Source organism: Atopobium deltae (assembly GCF_001552785.1).
Lineage (GTDB): Bacteria > Actinomycetota > Coriobacteriia > Coriobacteriales > Atopobiaceae > Atopobium > Atopobium deltae.
In genome coordinates this window covers 601-2,959 of the sequence record NZ_KQ959515.1, presented here as the reverse complement: position 1 = coordinate 2,959, position 2,359 = coordinate 601, and the positions used below count along the sequence as shown (strand labels likewise).

1 protein-coding gene and 1 pseudogene are annotated in these 2,359 nt (G+C 42.0%); one reads left to right on the top strand and one right to left on the bottom strand.

Translation table 11 applies throughout. The annotated features are described in order from the left end of the window. Positions 1-503, top strand: a pseudogene (locus tag HMPREF3192_RS05205) (hypothetical protein); the annotation flags it as partial. 460 nt (positions 504-963) lie between these two features. On the opposite strand, the gene HMPREF3192_RS05200 reads toward HMPREF3192_RS05205, so the two are convergent. Next, complete coding sequence (locus HMPREF3192_RS05200; protein WP_066306122.1) at positions 964-2,253, bottom strand: hypothetical protein; 1,290 nt, start codon at positions 2,251-2,253, stop codon at positions 964-966. Between the last annotated feature and the right edge of the window lie 106 nt (positions 2,254-2,359).

The following is a 2,359-nucleotide window of genomic DNA, read 5'->3' as shown; positions in this document are numbered from 1 at the left end:
TACTTGATCACCCCAATGCCCAGCGTGGTGATGGGAAGGATCCTTGGGCGGGCCACCTTGTTTTAGAGGAATGGAACCTTAAGCAACATACTCGTCGAGCCATTGATATTGTAGACAACAAAGGCAGCTTTATTGACATTACTGTGGATGAAACAGGAGGAGAAAAAGGCATTCTTCTTGGCAACGAATACCGCTTTGTTACAAGAACGGGCAAGGTCATTTCAGTCGACGTAATGACAGGGTCAGCAAAGCATCTCTATACGTTTGAGAAGTTGCCTGACGGAGGAGATGTTCCTCGCTTCGATATAACACCACAAGCTGTCTACCGTCTAGACGATGGCAAAGAAGATAGCTCTATGCTCAATTTCTCTCGCTATGTATTCAAGACGGAAAAATACGAACACCTCTTTGATGTCGAAAGCCTTGAAAAATATCGGCAAGATGATGTACATATCGAAGGGATCGCAGTAAACCCCATCTGGGAGAAGACATTACCTCAGTGATTGCATTCTCACGATTGTCCTAAAGATACAGGCGTAATAGCCTTTCTGTTTGTTCCCTAGTTTCCGTTTTCAAATTATAGGACAAAGGGTATGTAAACAAAGTGGCTGTCGATGTAAATTGGCAGCCACTTTCTATGGCAAAAATTCTATTTTAATTTTGTCTATAGCAGTGCACTTGGGGGTGCAGACAAAAAGTTGGACAGGTTGATACTCAATACTCATCATGTATTTGGCGAACAAATTGATGTTGGTAAAGCGCTCTGCTAACGACTTAAATCCACCAGCAGAGTATGTAAGCATCTGGGATATCCAAACTTTTCCACACTATCCACAGCACGATCGCTGACGCAAGCAGCGCTCAGTTTTCAATTGACATAGACAGCGTATAAAAGTGACTGTTGATCCGTATCAACAGTCACTTTTTTAAGAGTCTAAGGCGTGTTAAACTCTGAGAATACAACTACTGAGAGAGTGTCTTCTCCCATTCAGGATTCACGGCAATTTCCGCGACATGCACATCGCCTCTACGATATGCTCTGAGACTTTCGACATCAAAGAGGTGCTCATATTTACCCGTCTTGAATACATAGCGGGAAAAATTGAGCTTAGCATTGGTATTTTCACCATTATCGAGACGGTATACCGCAGATGCTGTTACTGCGAAACGAGGAATACGTCCTCCACCAGGCAGTTCTTTAAACGTATACAGATGCTTTGCCAATCCTGTTGTTACGTCGACTGAAAAAACTTTACCTGTTCTTGTGACAAAACGATATTCACTACCAACAAGAATGCCTTTTTCTCCTCCTGTCTCATCTATAACAAGATCAACGAACTGACCTTTGTCGTCCACAATATCAATAGCTCGGCGAGTATGTTGTTTAAGATTCCACTCCTCTAAAACAAGATGACCTGCTTTTGGATCCTTGCCATCACCACGCTGGGCATTGGGGTGATCAAGTAAAAAGCTTAAAAGGTAAATGCTGTCTCCAACACGCTGAAATTCTCCAACAGGATGAGAAAATCTTTCATCACGAGGCACACTTTCAAGCACTTGTGGGTCATGTGGGTGATTTTCAGGATAAACTTGCACAAAAATATCAAAATTATCTATTTTTGCTAATTCTTCATTCGAAACTCCTGTGCGCTTCTGATATATGGATCTTGCTTGCTCAAGAAGATTTGGGGCAAGTTTTGTCTGAGCTACAGCATAAAGAATATCGTCACAGATGCCCATGCTCATATAAGCACCTAACACATCAACGATTTTTGTCTTCTCAGAATCTCCCACGACAACAGGTTGCTGATATCCTCTAAGGCTATTTCCCAAAGCACCAAAAGCAATGAAGCCCCGGCCGTCGTTATACGAGTAACGAGCATATTCTCCCGCCATAGCAACATCTCGTGGAATGGTTTTTGTTCCCTGTTCAGTAGTTAGAAACTCAGACTTTGTACTCCCATAAAAAATCCCTGTACTTGTCCACACTGGTTGACATGAATGATACTGCCCCGATTTAAAAGCACGAGTCTTACCAGAAGAATCAGAAAGTACCATATAGCCTTTTTCTGGATTTGGTGTCCGACCAGTGGAGCTCGTACTAAGCTCACTCAATTGCATCGCAAGTACTTGACCTTTGGTGTTAAAGTCTTCAGCTTTCATAGTTGGAGCTGGCCAAAAAAAATAGAAGAGGGCAAAGCATATAACACCGAGACCTATACATGCAATACCTATTAAAATACGACGTTTCATAACATTCCCATCTCACAAGTGAGCAGAAACACTGCGTGAATCATTTTTAATTATTAAATAACCTATGTCTGTTATTCAATAACCCAATTCACCTTTGTATACTTGG

Excerpts from the sequence above, each read along its gene's own strand:
- HMPREF3192_RS05200 (WP_066306122.1), bottom strand. The coding sequence starts at position 2,253 with ATGAAACGTCGTATTTTAATAGGTATTGCATGTATAGGTCTCGGTGTT.